This is a genomic window from Allobaculum stercoricanis DSM 13633, assembly GCF_000384195.1.
In the GTDB taxonomy this organism is placed as follows: Bacteria; Bacillota_I; Bacilli_A; order Erysipelotrichales; family Erysipelotrichaceae; genus Allobaculum; species Allobaculum stercoricanis.
In genome coordinates, this window is record NZ_KB913034.1 from 588,479 (window position 1) to 604,514 (window position 16,036).

14 protein-coding genes and 1 tRNA gene are annotated in these 16,036 nt (G+C 37.2%); 10 read left to right on the forward strand and 5 right to left on the reverse strand.

The genetic code is table 11. From position 1 onward, the window contains the following. Positions 1–81 precede the first annotated feature (81 nt). The 3 genes from ALLST_RS0102800 to ALLST_RS0102810 form a co-directional block, all read right to left on the reverse strand. Positions 82–2,634 (reverse strand): translation factor GTPase family protein, encoded by a 2,553-nt coding sequence (locus ALLST_RS0102800; protein WP_019892527.1) that lies wholly within the window; start codon positions 2,632–2,634, stop codon positions 82–84. 122 nt (positions 2,635–2,756) lie between these two features. Then, complete coding sequence (locus ALLST_RS09865; protein WP_019892529.1) at positions 2,757–3,449, reverse strand: histidine phosphatase family protein; 693 nt, start codon at positions 3,447–3,449, stop codon at positions 2,757–2,759. A gap of 482 nt (positions 3,450–3,931) precedes the next feature. Then, positions 3,932–4,007: transfer RNA gene (locus ALLST_RS0102810), tRNA-Lys, on the reverse strand. Positions 4,008–4,361: 354 nt separating this feature from the next. Here ALLST_RS0102810 and ALLST_RS0102815 point away from each other — a divergent pair. The 5 genes from ALLST_RS0102815 (at position 4,362) to rplT (ending at position 8,188) form a co-directional block, all read left to right on the forward strand. Next, a complete protein-coding gene (locus ALLST_RS0102815) occupies positions 4,362–5,273 on the forward strand; it encodes a DUF7916 family protein (RefSeq protein ID WP_019892530.1) in 912 nt (303 codons plus the stop codon). Between the two features lie 211 nt (positions 5,274–5,484). Further along, the gene (locus tag ALLST_RS0102820) at positions 5,485–6,573 is read left to right on the forward strand and encodes a DUF871 domain-containing protein (protein ID WP_019892531.1); all 1,089 of its coding nucleotides are present in this window, start codon (positions 5,485–5,487) and stop codon (positions 6,571–6,573) included. A 361-nt stretch (positions 6,574–6,934) separates the two neighbouring features. After that, complete coding sequence (infC, locus tag ALLST_RS09870; protein ID WP_019892533.1) at positions 6,935–7,579, forward strand: translation initiation factor IF-3; 645 nt, start codon at positions 6,935–6,937, stop codon at positions 7,577–7,579. Between the two features lie 40 nt (positions 7,580–7,619). Further along, positions 7,620–7,814 (forward strand): 50S ribosomal protein L35, encoded by a 195-nt coding sequence (gene rpmI / locus ALLST_RS0102830; RefSeq protein WP_019892534.1) that lies wholly within the window; start codon positions 7,620–7,622, stop codon positions 7,812–7,814. A 17-nt stretch (positions 7,815–7,831) separates the two neighbouring features. Continuing rightward, positions 7,832–8,188, forward strand: coding sequence for a 50S ribosomal protein L20 (rplT, locus tag ALLST_RS0102835; RefSeq protein WP_019892535.1), 357 nt, complete (start codon positions 7,832–7,834; stop codon positions 8,186–8,188). A gap of 135 nt (positions 8,189–8,323) precedes the next feature. Here rplT and ALLST_RS0102840 read toward each other — a convergent pair whose 3' ends face one another. Next, complete coding sequence (locus ALLST_RS0102840; protein WP_019892536.1) at positions 8,324–8,704, reverse strand: BlaI/MecI/CopY family transcriptional regulator; 381 nt, start codon at positions 8,702–8,704, stop codon at positions 8,324–8,326. A 1,055-nt stretch (positions 8,705–9,759) separates the two neighbouring features. Between ALLST_RS0102840 and ALLST_RS0102845 the strand changes: the two genes are divergently transcribed. The 3 genes from ALLST_RS0102845 to ALLST_RS0102855 all read left to right on the forward strand — a co-directional run bounded on the left by ALLST_RS0102845 (position 9,760) and on the right by ALLST_RS0102855 (position 12,012). Continuing rightward, positions 9,760–10,089 (forward strand): tRNA-binding protein, encoded by a 330-nt coding sequence (locus ALLST_RS0102845; protein WP_019892537.1) that lies wholly within the window; start codon positions 9,760–9,762, stop codon positions 10,087–10,089. A gap of 33 nt (positions 10,090–10,122) precedes the next feature. Beyond that, on the forward strand, positions 10,123–10,644 hold the full coding sequence (locus tag ALLST_RS0102850; protein WP_019892538.1) for a hypothetical protein: 522 nt from the start codon (positions 10,123–10,125) through the stop codon (positions 10,642–10,644). Positions 10,645–10,854: 210 nt separating this feature from the next. Further along, complete coding sequence (locus tag ALLST_RS0102855) at positions 10,855–12,012, forward strand: CD0519/CD1768 family membrane protein (protein WP_019892539.1); 1,158 nt, start codon at positions 10,855–10,857, stop codon at positions 12,010–12,012. Between the two features lie 27 nt (positions 12,013–12,039). On the opposite strand, the gene ALLST_RS0102860 is transcribed toward ALLST_RS0102855, so the two are convergent. Continuing rightward, entirely contained in the window at positions 12,040–12,621 is a 582-nt protein-coding gene (locus ALLST_RS0102860) for a helix-turn-helix domain-containing protein (protein ID WP_019892540.1), read from the reverse strand. Positions 12,622–12,698: 77 nt separating this feature from the next. On the opposite strand from ALLST_RS0102860, the gene ALLST_RS0102865 reads away from it, so the two are divergent. After that, positions 12,699–13,613 carry a trans-4-hydroxy-L-proline dehydratase activase gene (locus ALLST_RS0102865; protein ID WP_019892541.1) on the forward strand — a complete coding sequence of 305 codons (915 nt, stop codon included), beginning with the start codon at positions 12,699–12,701 and terminating at the stop codon, positions 13,611–13,613. Between the two features lie 2 nt (positions 13,614–13,615). Beyond that, positions 13,616–15,994, forward strand: a complete 2,379-nt coding sequence (hypD, locus tag ALLST_RS0102870; RefSeq protein WP_019892542.1) for a trans-4-hydroxy-L-proline dehydratase — start codon at positions 13,616–13,618, stop codon at positions 15,992–15,994. Positions 15,995–16,036 lie beyond the last annotated feature (42 nt).

Here is a 16,036-nt window from a genome sequence, read left to right on the forward strand (position 1 = left end):
GAGTGAACAAAAGAAAAAGACCAATATGACAAGGATGGTTCAAGTTTCTTGTCGATCATCGGTCTTTTATATGATTTGAGATTAGAAAGAACCTTTCTTTTTGAGGTTATCTAAGGCGCTAAAAGCAAGGGTATTTGTCGATTGGACGAGACTTTCGAGTTCTCGAGCCGAAATTCTTCTTGCCCCATGGGAGAACACAGAGTTCTGGATTAAATTATCACTCGTTGCTGCAATACAAGAAAACTTGCCTTGGAGATCGTGAACTTTCTTTTCGATAAAGCTATCGGCAGTGACTCCAGAAGAAGTATAGACAATCGAAGACGATCCATTTTTGCTTGTAGAACCTTTGGATCCTTGCGTTTTTGTTCCATCGAAAACGATAATCATCGACCAACCTTTATAGCCTTGGTAGTTGACAAGGCGTGTGATCAATTCTTCACGAGCTGCAAACAAAGAGGTTCTCGCAATCTCTTTAAGATCTGACCAAGCATAGATCATGTTATAGCCATCGACGATTAAGCAAGTTGGCAAGTGTTTGAAGTCTTTGACTTGCGTCGGCTCTAAAGAAAGTTCGGTACGTTTCTTCTTTTGCATCGTTTGTTTTTTGGCATTGCGATTGGCACCACCGGCTTGGGCAAAGACCCGTTTTAATTCATCTTGCGAAACTTTTGAAGAATTCAAAGTTGGCGAAGAAGAAGCACCTGCTGTTTCGATTGGAATATGGAGATGATCTTCGACTTCGTACCAATCAATAATTGTGCCACTGCCATTAGAACAAAAGACAGAACCACATGGGTTTTTGCGATCCAATTCGGCTTGATAACCAATTTGTTCAATAATCTCTTGGCTATCTGTACATTCTTGATATCCACTCGTTTCCATTTCGATATGGGCCGATCCTTTAGAGCTTTTTGCGAGATCTTCTTGAATGTTCATTAACGTACGCACGGGTCCTTGTCCTACAATTTGGACGTTATGGGAATCTAATTCTTTGATTTCAACAGTGGCTTTGCGCGTTTCTAATAAATAAAGGATCTTGGAGAGGTGTTCACTACTCGTTTGAATCGTAAATTGGAAATACGGTTCTAATAACACATTTTCTGCTTTCATTAATCCTTGGCGCACGGCACGATGGCTAGCTTGTCTAAAGTCACCACCAGAGGTGTGCTTTTGATGGGCACGGCCATTCACAAGCGTAATCTTGACATCGGTTAATGGCGAATGCGTCAAGATCCCTGGGATTTTCCAATCCGCTAAAGCAGAGAGGATCAAACGTTGCCAATTGAGGGAGAGAACATCGCGGCTGACTTTCGAAGAGAAAGAAATACCGGAGTTGCGTGGTGCCGGTTCGAGTAAAACGTGAACTTCGGCATAATGGCGTAATGGTTCAAAGTGCCCATAGCCCATGACGGGATTGGCGATTGTTTCTTTATAAACAATTTTTCCGGTCGAAAATTCGACTTGAAATCCCGATTGTTCAAAGATTTTCTTTTTTAATACATCTTTTTGAATAGCTCCCATTAAATGAACAGCAATGGATTGTGTTTGTTCATTAAATTCAACTTGTAAAGCAGGGTCTTCCATCATCAGTACGCGCATATAGCCCATCATCAAAACGGGATCGCAACCACTTGGTAAGATGAGTTCGTAATATAAAGCAGGGGAAAGTAACGCTTTATGGAATGATTGTTCAAATCCAAGTCCATCGCCAGGAAGAACGTCTTTTAGTCCTTTTACCGAAACAATTTCCCCAGCAACGGCTTCTTGAACACTTTGGAATCCACGTCCTTGATAAATACGGATTTGATCGATTTTTTGATCTTGAATGACTTCTTTGGCCTTTAAAGAACCACCCGTAATTTTAAGATGGACAATAGGCATTGAAGTATCATCGCGAGTGACTTTAAATACCCGCGCCCCAAAATTACTTGGATAATCTTGAGGGAGTGTGTATTGAACAAGCGCATTGAGTAAGGCGTCAATCCCTTCGTTTTTTAAAGCGGAGCCAAAGAGAACAGGAAATGCTTTTCGATCCATGACTGCTTTGGCCATCGAGGTTGGAGAAAGGGATTCGTTTTCAAAAAATTGTTCCATTAACTCTTCGTCACAACTTGCGAATTGTTCGATCCAATCAGGCGCTTGTAAATCGATGATATTTTGTTCGAGTTGTGTGGAAATGTTTTGAAGGAGTTCTTCTTTCGTTAGATGAGTTGCATCCATTTTGTTGATAAAAATGATTGCGGGAATTTTATATGTTTCCAAGCATCGCCAAATCGTTTTGGTATGGGATTGAACGCCATCTAAAGCACTAATTAAAACGATGGCACAATCGATTACAGAAAGGGTGCGCTCCATTTCAGCAGAGAAGTCAGCGTGGCCAGGCGTATCAATAACGTTGATTTTGACATCGTTCCACGTTAAACCAGCTTGCTTGGAATAAATCGTAATCCCTCTTTGACGTTCGAGAGAATCGAAATCAAGAAAGGCATCTTGATGATCGACACGACCTGTTTTTTGAATGACCCCCGCATTGAATAACATCGATTCAATGCAAGTGGTTTTGCCTGCATCTACATGAGCTAAAAGCCCAGTACAAATATGTTGATGATGGATGTTGGGGTTTGATTGACTCATATTGGACGCTCCTTTTAAATGCAATGAAGAGGGATTAAATAATAAAGACACAGGACAGGAAAAGAGGACATTCTTGTTCTGTGTCAGAGATAAAATCATGATTGTTAAAGGGAAAAATATGTTTATTTTCCGTGTGGTCCATTGGGATACAGACCAGAGATATGGCAAATTTCTCGATTTGTCTGTTCATGGACAAGTTCAGGGATAGCTTGATGCAATTCGTTTAATTGGTGGGCACTGAGCGGCTTTTTTTCATCTCTATTTAAAGCGGGAAGATCATATGTGCGAACCGTGCAGTTTTTAACAAAGAATGTCGCAAATTGCTCGGGATCCATAGGATGAAAATAGTTCTCAATCATGCGCATAATGCCACCATGCGTGACGATTAAGACGTTTTCCAATCCATATTTGCCATCTTTTTTCGCAAGATCATCAAGAAAAGAATAGACACGACAAGCAACTTCCAGATAAGATTCACCACCAGAAAGAGGTTTGAAGAAGTTTCGTTTAACTTTTTGAAACTCAGGGTCGTTGCGTAAAACGCCTTCATAGATTCCAAAGTTCATTTCAATTAAGCGATCATCATAAATGATTGGAGCAGCAAGATGTTGATATTTTGTGATTTCATGGGCAGTTTGATCGACTCGAATCATTGGCGAAGAATAGATCGCATCGAAGTGGATTTTAGCGAGTTGAATTCCCGCAAGATCCGCTTGGCGTTTTCCAGTAGCGTTCAATGGTAAGTCACTTCGACCTAGAACGCGGTTGGCCTTATTGCGATCGGTCTCACCATGGCGAATTACGTACAATTTCATTGTGGTGTGTCATCCTTTCGTTGAGGAAGAATTGTTGTTTGGTTATTCATACATTAATATCAATCGTTCATTTTACCTGCGAAAGGAAAGAAAATAACAACAACATTTGAATATCCAAATTAAAATATGTGAAAGTCCTTAGTCATAATGTACAACGAAAAACGAGAAGTTCAAAACACTTAAAAGGATATTTTGACGAGAATAAAAAACAACAGAATAATCAGCTTAAGCTTTAAATCAAAAGATTCGATTTATATAGATTGATTGTAAGCGAAAAAGAACATGTGGTCGAATAAAATGTTTTGAGCAATTGAAGAAATGATTTAAAACTTAAACATAATGAATTATTTATCCTGCACCTTTATGGGGTTGCATGGATTAACGAAGAGTAGCAAAAGGTCATTTGAATTATGCAATTTTTGCGACCAATAAAAAAACGAGTTTCTTTATCGTGTTAATAAAGAAACTCGAGTTGATTTCAATGGTGGATCCTTAGGGATTCGAACCCTAGACCCACTGATTAAGAGTCAGTTGCTCTGCCAACTGAGCTAAGGATCCATTGTTTGCTCAAATATATTACCACTTGCCCAAAGATTTTCAAGTCAACAACAAAACTTTTCAAATCTAAGGAATTTAATCGCATAAAACGTCTCATTTTCACATAAGTTATGAAAGCGCTCAACTTATAGAATACGCTTAAATTAGAAAATAAGCGAATGGAAATTTTACCTAACGAGATGTGCAATCTACCCAAAAAATAGCAAGGAATTCCTTTAAAATGATACATAAGAAGACCGTTGAATCTCTATTCAATCAAAATCTCTTCGAACGCAAAGAAACTTGATCTATTGAATAGAATAGGACAAGGATTGAGAATCTGACAGACATATACATTTGAAAGGATTATGAATCATGAAACGTTTGTTAAACTGTGACACATCTGATTTAGTCAAAATGAATAAAGCGGATAAACTTGAAGCAATTGAAGCAAGTGAAGGACGCGTTATCGTTCAAGAATTATCTTTATTCCACAAAACTCAAATTTTAGGTCCATTAAGTGATGCTGAAGTGGCATGCGCTTTTGGTGCTGACTTATTGTTGTTCAATGCATTTGATTGCGAAAATCCTTATATCGCTGGTGTTGAAGCCGAACCAAGTGAAGTTGTGCGTAAAGTAAAACATCTTACTGGACGCATGGTGGGATTGAACTTAGAACCAGTTGGAAAATCCGAAATGATCGGAAAACAGGAAAGCATGGTCAACGGTCGTAAAGCAACGATCGAAAATGCCCGTAAAGCCAAAGAATTAGGATTTGACTTTATTTTATTAACAGGAAATCCAGGAACAGGTGTTGATAATGCAGCAATTATTGAAGCATTAAAACAGATGAAAAGCGAAGTGGGCGATGATCTCATTTTAATGGCAGGGAAAATGCATGCTGCTGGTTCTAAAAAAGAAGCTGGATGCAATATTGTCACAAAAGAACAAATCAACGAATTTATCAGTGCTGGAGCAGATGTCATTTTACTTCCAGCACCAGGTACAGTTCCTGGTGTTACATTCGAATTCGTTAAAGATATGGTGGAATACATTCATGAAAATGGAAAATTGACTTTAACAGCAATCGGAACTTCTCAAGAAAGTGCATCTAAAAATACGATTGAACAGATTGCTTTAATGTGCAAAATGACAGGTACAGATTTACATCACGTAGGAGATGCGGGTATTGGCGGAATGGATCCAGAAAACTTGATGGCCTACAGCGTTACAATTCGTGGTAAACGTCATACTTGGACACGCATGGCGCGTTCGATTAACCGTTAGTGAGAAAGATACAATTCAAAAGGAAAGGGATGCCTTTCCTTTTTCTTTAAAGACAAAAGTTGAGGGAAAAGATCACCTAACGCAAGGATAAAAATTTCATTCTTTTTTGATAGGTTTTGTTTATACTAAAAAATAAGAGAACATTCATCAAATTGATTTTATAGAAAATGTTTTATGGAAAGCGAAATTGAACGAGATCTAAGGAGGACACATGGCAAGACTTGGGATTTCAATTTATCCAGAACACGATAGTGTTGAAAGAATTAAACAGTATATTGATGATGCTGCAAAATTTGGTTTTACAAGAATTTTTTCTTGTCTTTTATCTGTTGAAGGAAAAAGTGCAGATGAAATCATTGCAGAATTTCGTCCTTTGAATGACTATGCGCATGAACGAGGAATGGAAATTATTTATGACGTTGCTCCACCTGTATTAAAAAAATTAGGTGTTGAATGGAATAACTTACAATTCTTTAAAGATATGCATGCAGATGGCATTCGTTTAGATGAAGGTTATGGCGGATTAACCGAAGCATTAATGACTTGCAACCCACAAGGGTTAATCATTGAATTGAATGCAAGTATGGGAAATGGTTATATTGCGAACATTTGTTCCCACCATCCTGATGTTTCTCATTTAGTCACTTGTCACAACTTCTATCCACAACGTTATTCGGGATTATCATTGGAACACTTTAGAAAATGCAATGCGGATATTAAAGCGCTGAATTTGAAAATTGCAGCATTTATCGGTTCTAGTCGCCCAGGAACATTTGGTCCATGGCCTGTGAATGAAGGACTTTGCACATTAGAAGATCACCGTGATTTACCACTCGATGCGCAAGCTCGTTTATTAATTGCAGAAGGAACGATTGACGATATTTTAATCGCAAACTGCTATGCAACTGTCGAAGAATTAGAAGCGTTAAGCAAATTACAGCCAGGTGTATTAAATCTCAAACCTATTCTTGAAAAAGAATTACAACCTGGTGAATATAAAGTTCTTTATGAACACGAACACCATGTTCGTGGCGATATCTCTGCGTATGCAGCACGCAGTTCAAATCCACGTGTAACTTATGCAAATGAAACGATCAAACCAGAAAACTGTCGTGAATTAAAACGTGGTGATTTTGTCATCTTGAATGACGGTTATGGCCGTTATAAAGGGGAACTACATATCGTAACGAAAGATATGCCAGCGGATCCTCGTAAAAACGTCATTGGTCATTTACCAGAAGAAGAACTCGGTCTTTTAGAAGCATTAGTCCCATGGCGTCCATTTGTCATTAATCGCTAATGGGATCAAAAAACAAAAAACAATCTTGACTCATCTTTTAAAACCATCAGTCTAATTTGGCGGGTGGTTTTGTTTTTTGTGGCTATATGCAAAAGTAGAAATAAATTCTGACAAATTTAAAGGGAAATATGCGTAAAGCTAGCTACTTTACATAAAAATCGGTAAACTAAAAAAGCTAAAAGAAATAACAGCAGATATCCATGGAAATTCAAATGAATCGTTTGACTTTTTTTGGATATTTTAATATGATAATTCGGTAAGAAATGGAAAGAAGAAGCACCCCTTCTCACCTGATGTGTGAATGACACATGGGTCCTATGCCAAATTTCAATCAAATATATTGATCGAATAGGTATTTTGGGTGCGCTCTTTGCGCCCATTTTTTTATGAGTTCACGAAAGGAAGGTACTCACTTATCAATAACAGAAAAGTTGCCCCGAATAACGTCAATGACGATTTATTCAATGAACGGATTCCCTTCAGTAATGTACTGGTAATCGATGCCAACGGGAATCAGCTAGGAGTTAAAACAAAACGCGAGGCATTAGAAATTGCTTATCGACAAAACTTAGATTTGTTGTGCGTCGCTCCTAAAGCTCGTCCAGCTGTCTGCAAAGTTCTTGATTATGGTAAATACCGTTTCGAACAGCAGAAAAAAGAAAAAGAAGCTAAGCGCAAACAGCACACAGTAGAGCTGAAATCGCTCCGTCTTTCCCCTGTCGTGGATACGCATGATTTTGAAACGAAACTTCGCCAGGTTCGCAAATGGATTGAGCAGGGCATGAAAGTTAAAATTGATATGCGATTCCGCGGACGTATGATGACTCGCCAAGATGTTGGTCGTCAGATTATGAATGACTTCCTTGAACAGGTTCAAGACATTGCAACGGTTGAAAAGAAACCATCCCTTGAAGGAAATACAATGTCCTTGGTTATTGCGCCACAAAAGAAAAAGGCTGCACCTGCTCAAAACGAGAAAGCGGAAAAAACTCAGAACGACAAATAGTCTTCTGAAAACTGAACCATAAAGAAGGAGGAATACGACTATGCCAAAAATGAAAAGCCACAGAGGCCTCGCTAAACGCGTTAAAAAAACTGGAAGTGGAAAATTAAAAAGATCCCACGCTTATACTTCTCACCGTTTCCACGGTAAGACTAAAGACCAAAGACGTCATCTTGCAAAAGCTACAACAGTAGATGCAACAGATATGAAACGTATCAAATACATGTTAGTGAAATAAGAGGAGGATAAGAGAATATGCCAAGAGTTAAAGGTGGAGTAGTTGCTCGTCGTAGAAGAAAAAAAGTTTTAAAACTTGCTAAAGGTTACTTTGGAAGTAAACATACCCTGTACAAAACTGCCAATGAGCAGGTAATGCACAGCTTTAAATATGCTTACAATGACCGTCGTAAATTAAAAGGAAATATGCGTAAATTATGGATTGCACGTATCAACGCTGCAGCTCGTATGAACGACATTTCTTATTCCAAATTAATGCACGGTTTAAAACTTGCTGGAATCGAAATCAACCGCAAAATGCTTTCTGAAATGGCTATCCATGATGCAGAAGCATTCGCAAAAATCGTTGAAGAAGCTAAAGCAGCTTTAGCTTAATTCGATTTCTAAATATATTTGAATATTAGATGATCTTCTTTGTGAGGGTCATCTTTTTTTGTCTGACATAGGCCGGGAAAGGTAATAAAAAACAGAAGATGCGATTCATCTTCTGTTCAAATGGAATGTTTTAGTTTATTGATCGTCTTGATTGGCGTGTAATCGGCTTTTTTGTTCGAGTAAAGCGGCCATGACGAGATCAATATTTTTTTCGTTACCAAGCTCAGTACTTAATGCAATCATGATTGCGGGGATATCTGGAGACTCGATAACCGTACATAAATAATCGTAAAATTCCCTCTTAGGTGTAAAAGATTGTGAAGAGGTTGTGGAAGAATAGACACGTCCAGCTGGTTGGATCCAGTCTTTTTCAATTAAGTTGTGTATCATTGGATTTACTGAATTTGGTTTGATCTTTGTCGTTAGTGAAGCGACTTCTTTCCTTGTTAAAGGGGTCTCACTTCTCCAGAAAATCTTCATGATTTCAAGCTCTGCTTTTGTCAGTTCTTGAATCATTTCGCAACGCTCCTTTTCTATGAATGCATAAGAGGTATAAATATAGCTTGACGATAAAGAGATTTTCTAAGTTATACAAGTTTGTTTGGGGCTCAATTATCTTTCATAAATAAGGGAAAGATACTATTTAAACGAATGAGTATAAATGGAACTTTATATATAAGAATTGGATAAATATTTATCCTAAAGAATAAAAATATATTCTACAGAATAAATTTTTATTTACATAAAGAGATGATGATTTGAAAATATCGTTTATTTATTTGATTCGTGAATTGTTACGATTGATCCCTCCTTGTCGATATGAGAATCTATATGGCCATTTGTACAACATTCACAGTATCGAGATGGAATAGACACCTAAACATCGCCTGCATGATTTGTATCAAAACAACTTAATCCTTAGTGGTCCGAAAGTGAAGTGCATTCTATACACAATCGAACAAAATCGAAAAGATACAATTCAATACCTGCATGCAATTGAGCTTCCATCTTTGAATGAATGTATATGCAAAGTAGGATTGCGATTATGTGGAATAGATGATTGATCCAGAATCGCATCAGGTGAGATGGAATCCCGCTTTCAATTTCTTCGTCCAAATCCCTCAAAATCATTGTTACTGATTTATAATCAAAACACTATTTTAAAGAGGGGATTTTGATTTTGTTTACAATTTGATGCTTGAATGAAGCGATTTAAAACATGCTAATTTAAGCATTTTTAAGGACAACAGATTAGACTATGCTGGATGGATAGATGTTTGATTAAAGACAAAAAATAATGAATAGGTAAATTGAGAAAAGTGGCGGAAATTCGATTTTTACAAAAGGGATATTAAATTAGAACTTATACGAATACTGAAAATGATATGATCCCCAGAATCAACTCATCAGAATATAAAATTTAAAATGGTGCTAAATGCGAATTAAAGATCCTTGAATTTGGATATAGTAAATCAACTACGAATTGGCGAATATGGGATATTATTCAAGTGATTGAGCGTATTATAGATAAAAACACAAAACTTATCTGTTGAGCATAAAGGAGGTAAATTATGATTAATATTGATGACTTCGATAAAGTTGACGTGAGAGTAGGTACAGTATTAGATGTAAAAGAAAATAAAAAGTCGAGAAATCCAGCTTATGTGTTAAGCATTGACTTTGGACCTGTTATTGGAGTAAAAAAGTCATCGGCACAGATTAAAACTTTATATCAACCAGAGGACTTGGTTGGTCGACAAGTAGTATGTTGTGTAAATTTAGAACCAATGCATATTGGTTCGGTGAAAAGTGAAGTTCGTGTTTTAGGTTCAGACTCCGAACAAGGTGTTGTACTTTTACAAATGTCTGAATCGGTAAAGAACGGAGATCGCATTTTTTAAATGCATTGAAATCTATAGAGAAGAGGGTAGAGAATGTTACAACAATTAACAAATCAAGAATTAAAAGATGTTGCTGACGTAATGTTTCAAACGCGTGTATCAGCGGGCGCGAAATTTTTTTCAAGAAAACAATCGATTTACTATTGCTTAGGATTTTCTTTTTTATGTATTTTGGCAAGTTCGCCTTTATCACAATTGAGTATTCAGCTCGGGCAATTTTGCTTGATGGTATCTATCCTATTGATGGCTCTTGCGGCTTATATTTTCTTTTATATTCGTGGCGTGAAAAAGAACGTGCAAAAGATGGTGAAATCAAGAATTGGAGATCCTATTGAGGTTGTTGTCCATAATGATCATATTCGCTATAACAACCAAAATTTTGCATATAAAAATTTAAATCGAGCTTTTGAATATAAAAATCTCATCTTTTTGACATTCGGTCAGAATTTCATGGTAGTGAAATCGTCTGATGAAATTTTGAAGGTGATTAAAAATCATCAGAGGTTGAAATACGTTAGATATAAAAAGCCATTTAATTTGTTTGCTAACGACTGATGAACAAATAAATAGAACGAAGTACAAAAAAGAGCTTTCTTCAAGACAACAGGTTGTGAAAAAAGCGTTTTTTTGTACTTTTTTAAATATTTGACAATAATTTCACGAAAATCATAAATCCGTTCATAATAATGAAATTACGCTTGACAACACTTTCACATGTTAGATATAGTGATTTTGAAAGAAAGAGATAAAAGAGTTGGAGGATTTATGGAAAATCAACAAAAAGAATTACGCCATGTAAAAGCGATTTCTTTAGAAACGTTTATTACTCTGGCAGTAATCGTCGGACTGTTCACTTACTTAGGTAGTGTAATGGGAATCGACAAAGTCTTCTCGGTTATGATGAAAACTGGGTTCGATGTATTAATTAACACATCATTCTACATTATGGCCGTAGCTATTTTAGCTGGAGCAGTTGCAGCTATCTTATCAGAATTTGGGGTAATCGCTTTGATCAACAAGATCATTTCTCCAGTTATGCGTCCTTTATTTGGTTTACCAGGGGCAGCAGCATTAGGAGCAACAGTTACTTACATCTCTGATAACCCTGCAATCTTATCCCTTGCAGAAGACGAAGGATTCAGCAAATATTTCACAAAAGCTGAAAAAGCAACTTTCACAAACTTAGGGACTACATTTGGTATGGGTCTGATCGTTACAGCTTACATGTTAAGTTTAGGTAGTGAATACTTCATGGCTGTATTGATCGGTAACATCGGTGCTTTCTTAGGTGGTGTTGTTTCCGTTCGTTTAATGTTAAGAAGTGCTAAAAAATACTACAACGAAAGTCCAAAAGAACGCGTTGTTGTTGAACATGATGAACAAGGTGAAACTCGTGTAATCCGTAACGGTGGAGTATTCGAACGTTTCATGTCAGCAATGATGGAAGGGGCTAAATCTGGTGTATCTTTAGGTTTAGCTTGTGCTTCCGGTACTGTATTAATCTGTACATTCGTAATGATCTTAACTTTCGGTCCAGCTGGTGAAAATGGTGAATACTTAGGTGTTGCTTATGAAGGTGTTAAATTATTACCTACAATCGGACAATACTTCTTACCAGTTGCTCGTGTTCTTTGGGGCTTCGATAATGCGGAAGTATTAGCATATCCATTCACAGCTTTAGGTGCTGTAGGTAGTGCGATGGGTATGACTCAAGGATTCATCGACCAAGGATTAGCAAATGCACAGACTGTAGCAGTATTTACAGGTATGGGTATCTGCATGTCTGGATTCTTAAGTACTCACATCGGTATGTTGGATACTTTGAAACAAAACCAATTCGTTAAACAAGCTATTTTATTCCAGTTAATCGGCGGTCTTTGCGCTGGTGTATTCGCAAACTACTTATTCATTCTTCTGGGATAAATAAAAAAAATAGAGAGAAATTTCTCTCTATTTCTTAAATGGATTTGGAGTATTAATCGTAATAAACTTTGCAGTTTTAGAACCACAATTCTGCCAGTTATGAAGCTTAGTTGAATCAATCGTGATCGTATCTCCTGGATATAAATCGATTTGTTCACGATCTATGGTTACTCGAAGGTTTCCTTCGAGTACATAGATCCATTCATATCCTTCATGAGAATAGGTTTGAATATCGAAGTTTTCTATACCGGAAGGTTGTAGATGACATTCTCGAGGAAGAAATGAAAGATTGTGAACAGAGTTGGATAACACACATGAATATAATGTTGGATTCACAACAGTTATTTTACGGTCATAAGTTCTTAATAGAGGAGAAAGGTCCTCTTCATCAATCTGGCGAGTATCCAAAATCTCTTGGATTGGTGTTTGTAGAGCATTCGCAATTTTCTGCAAAGAGTCGATTGCGACATTGGATAATCCACGTTCCAATTGAGAAAGAAAACCAATCGAAAGATTCGTGCTTTCACTCAATTGTTTCAATGTGATGTTTTGTTGGTTACGAATCTCTTTGATTCTTGTTCCAACGCCGATGTTGGTGATTTCGGACATGCAAATACCTCATTTCTATTTACAAAATCTAATGTTAGGCGATTACCGTTAAAAGTCAATTTCGAGGAGGCGGCAAGGTGGAAAAGCCAAATATAGTCAATATTCAGAAGTATTCCATTCACGACGGGGATGGAATCCGTACAACAATTTTCTTTAAAGGCTGCGCATTGAGATGCTGGTGGTGTCACAACCCAGAAAGTCAGTCTTATGAAAAAGAGCCAATGATCAATTATGAAAAATGCGTAGATTGCGGTGCATGTCAAAAACACTGCAGCCATGGAGCTATCAAATTTGAAAATGGTCATTTCATTACTGATACAAAATTATGCGTTGGATGCGCTGATTGTACCGATTTCTGTATTTTAAATAACCGTGAAGTTTGTGGAACACAGTATGAAATCAAAGACTTGATGAAGATCATCGATAAAGATAAAGACTTCTACGAACAATCTGGTGGTGGTGTTACTTTATCGGGTGGCGAAGTAATGTCTGCGCCAATCGAATATCTTGAAACTTTATGCAAACGCATTAAAGCAAAAGGATATGATTTATGCATCGACACATGTGGCTTTGCTCCAACGGAAAATTATGTTCGTATTGCGCCTTATGTTGATACATTCTTATATGATATCAAAGTAATTGATGATGAGATTCACAAAAAGTATGTAGGTCAGTCCAATGAATTGATCTTAAAAAACTTAGAAACAATCAGTGAATTAGGAGCGAATATCAACATTCGTATTCCAATCGTAGTTCCAGTGAATGATGACGATAAATCGATTGCGGATATCATTCAATATTTAAAAGATAAAAATATTCAGGTATCACGCGTAAATTTATTGCCATATCATAACACAGGATCTAGCAAATATGAGAAATTACGTCGTCCATACTTGGCAAAAGATTGCCAAGTGCCATCTAAAGATAAAATGGCAAAAATCAAATCTGAATTCGAAAAAAATGGATTTTCTAATGTTAAAATAGGAGGATAATCATGGAAGAATTAAGAGGGATGAACGAACGTGTACGTAAGCTGAGAAAACAGTCTGTAGAAACAACTCCACACATTTTCATGGAACGTGCAATCTACATGACACAAGCTTACAAAAAATATGAAGGAAGCGTGTCTATTCCAGAATTACGTGCACTTTCAATGAAAGAAATTTTTGAAAACAAAACAATCACAATCGAAGATGGTGAATTAATCGTTGGGGATAAAGGTGCTGGACCTCAGTCAACTCCTACATTCCCTGAACTTTGCTGCCACACAATTGAAGACATGCACGTAATGAACGACCGTGACTTAATCTGCTTCAAGGTCAGCGATGAAGATTTAAAAATCCAAGAAGAAGAAATCATTCCATTCTGGGAAAAACGTTCTATCCGTAAAAAAATCATCGAATCCATGACTGATGAATGGAGAAGATGCTACGAAGCTGGTGTCTTCACAGAATTCATGGAACAACGTGGTCCAGGACACACTGTTGGTTCTGAAAAATTATACGTTAAAGGTTTCTTAGATTACCAAAAAGATATCCAAGACGCTATCGCAAAATTAGACTACTTAAACGATGAAAAAGCGATGTCTAAACGCGAACAATTAAATGCTATGAGCATCATGTGTGATGCAATCATGATCTTAGGTAAACGTTATGCTGCCTTAGCTCGTGAAATGGCTGAAAAAGAAACTGATCCAGTTCGTAAAGAAGAATTATTACAGATTGCTCACAACTGTGATGTTGTACCAGCACACAAACCAGAAACATTCTGGCAAGCAATCCAGATGTATTGGTTCGTACACTTAGGTGTTACAACTGAATTAAACCCTTGGGATGCTTACTCTCCAGGACGTTTAGACCAACACTTAAACCCATTCTATGTTCATGACTGCGAAGAAGGAATTCTTGATCATGATAAAGCATTAGAATTATTAGAATGCCTCTGGGTTAAATTTAACAACCAGCCAGCTCCACCAAAAGTAGGTATCACATTAAAAGAATCTAGTACATATACTGACTTCGCAAACATCAACACTGGTGGTATTACACCAGATGGTAAAGACGGTGTTAACGAAGTAAGTTACTTAATCTTAGACTGCATGGATGAAATGAAATTATTACAACCATCTTCTAACGTACAGATCTCTCGCAAAACACCTCAAAAATTCTTGAAACGTGCTTGTGAAATATCTCGTAAAGGATGGGGTCAACCAGCGTTCTATAACACAGAAGCAATCATCCAAGAATTATTAAATGCAGGTAAAACAATCCAAGACGCTCGTATGGGTGGTACAAGTGGATGTGTTGAAACAGGTGCATTCGGTCGTGAAGCATACATCCTTCAAGGTTACTTCAACTTACCAAAAATCTTAGAATTAACTATGTTTGATGGTTATGACCACGTATCTAAACAACAATTAGGTCTTCACACTGGTAAAGCAGAAGATTTCAAAACTTATGAAGAATTCTTCGAAGCTTACAAAAAACAAGTTGAATACTTCGCAGATATCAAAGTTGAAGGTTCTAACAAAATCACTCAAATCTTTGCTAAATACATGCCAGCACCATTCTTGTCCATCTTAACTGATGACTGCATTTCCCGTGGTTTAGACTACAATGCTGGTGGTGCTCGTTATAACACTAACTACTTACAAGGTGTAGGTATCGGTACAATCACTGACTCCTTATCTTCAATCAAATACAACGTATTTGACAAACATAAATTCACATTACCTGAAATTGCAGACGCATGTCTCCATAACTTCGAAGGTAACGAATTAATGTTGAACCTTGTATTGAACAAAACTCCAAAATACGGAAACGATGATGACTATGCAGATGACATCATGCAAGACGTATTCAACCATTATCAACAAACAATCACTGGCCGTGACAACATGAAAAATGGTAAATGGGGAATCAACATGCTTCCTACAACTTGCCACGTTTACTTCGGTGAAGTTATGCTTGCTAGTGCAAACGGTCGTCGTGCTCATAAACCAACTTCTGAAGGTATTTCTCCAGAAAAAGGTGCTGACGTTAACGGACCAACAGCAGTTGCAAAATCCTGCTCCAAAATGGACCACTTACGTACAGGTGGTACATTATTGAACCAAAAATTCACTCCAAGTGTTGTAGCTGGAGAAGCTGGTCTTGACCATATGGCAGACTTTGTTCGTACATACTTCAACATGGATGGACACCACGTACAGTTCAACGTTATCGATCGTCAAACATTGATCAACGCTCAGAACAACCCTCAAGAATACCGAGACTTAATCGTTCGTGTTGCTGGATACAGTGACCATTTCCGTAACTTGAGTAAAGAACTTCAGGACGAAATCATCGATCGTACTGAACAAGATTTTGAATAAAAATTTTGAACAAAATTGAATAGATTTAGAGGAGTTTTACAA

Coding starts and splice junctions, on each gene's coding strand:
- ALLST_RS09865 (WP_019892529.1), bottom strand. CDS start 3,449: ATGAAATTGTACGTAATTCGCCATGGTGAGACCGATCGCAATAAGGCC.
- ALLST_RS0102820 (WP_019892531.1), top strand. CDS start 5,485: ATGGCAAGACTTGGGATTTCAATTTATCCAGAACACGATAGTGTTGAA.
- ALLST_RS0102800 (WP_019892527.1), bottom strand. CDS start 2,634: ATGAGTCAATCAAACCCCAACATCCATCATCAACATATTTGTACTGGG.
- rplT (WP_019892535.1), top strand. CDS start 7,832: ATGCCAAGAGTTAAAGGTGGAGTAGTTGCTCGTCGTAGAAGAAAAAAA.
- ALLST_RS0102860 (WP_019892540.1), bottom strand. CDS start 12,621: ATGTCCGAAATCACCAACATCGGCGTTGGAACAAGAATCAAAGAGATT.
- ALLST_RS0102815 (WP_019892530.1), top strand. CDS start 4,362: ATGAAACGTTTGTTAAACTGTGACACATCTGATTTAGTCAAAATGAAT.
- ALLST_RS0102850 (WP_019892538.1), top strand. CDS start 10,123: ATGTTACAACAATTAACAAATCAAGAATTAAAAGATGTTGCTGACGTA.
- hypD (WP_019892542.1), top strand. CDS start 13,616: ATGGAAGAATTAAGAGGGATGAACGAACGTGTACGTAAGCTGAGAAAA.
- ALLST_RS0102845 (WP_019892537.1), top strand. CDS start 9,760: ATGATTAATATTGATGACTTCGATAAAGTTGACGTGAGAGTAGGTACA.
- ALLST_RS0102840 (WP_019892536.1), bottom strand. CDS start 8,704: ATGATTCAAGAACTGACAAAAGCAGAGCTTGAAATCATGAAGATTTTC.
- ALLST_RS0102855 (WP_019892539.1), top strand. CDS start 10,855: ATGGAAAATCAACAAAAAGAATTACGCCATGTAAAAGCGATTTCTTTA.
- rpmI (WP_019892534.1), top strand. CDS start 7,620: ATGCCAAAAATGAAAAGCCACAGAGGCCTCGCTAAACGCGTTAAAAAA.